At 74.8% G+C, this 440-nt stretch carries 1 protein-coding gene; it reads left to right on the forward strand.

Annotated features, from left to right (window positions below; genetic code table 11):
* A partial coding sequence (locus tag G3I78_RS48555) for an amidase family protein (RefSeq protein ID WP_275424941.1) occupies positions 1–440 on the forward strand: 440 nt, incomplete at both ends.

Below are 440 nucleotides of genomic sequence, written 5' to 3' on the forward strand. Positions count from 1 at the left end.
TCCACCGAGAACAGCGCGTACGGGCCCACCGGCAACCCGTGGGACCTCACCCGCATCCCCGGCGGCTCCGGCGGCGGCTCCGCGGCCGCACTGGCCGCCTTCCAGGCACCCCTCGCGATCGGCACGGACACCGGCGGCTCCATCCGCCAGCCCGCGTCCGTGACCGGCACGGTCGGCGTGAAGCCCACGTACGGCGGCGTCTCCCGCTACGGCATGGTCGCCTTCTCCTCCTCCCTCGACCAGGGCGGGCCCTGTGCCCGTACGGTCCTGGACGCGGCGCTCCTGCACGAGGTCATCGCCGGCCACGACCCGATGGACTCCACCTCCATCGACGCCCCGGTCCCGCCGGTCGTCGAGGCGGCCCGCAACGGCTCCGTCGCCGGCATGCGCGTCGGCGTCGTCAAGCAGTTCGCCGGCGAGGGCTACCAGGCCGGCGTCAT

The organism is Streptomyces sp. SID13726 (assembly GCF_010548375.1).
GTDB lineage: Bacteria > Actinomycetota > Actinomycetes > Streptomycetales > Streptomycetaceae > Streptomyces.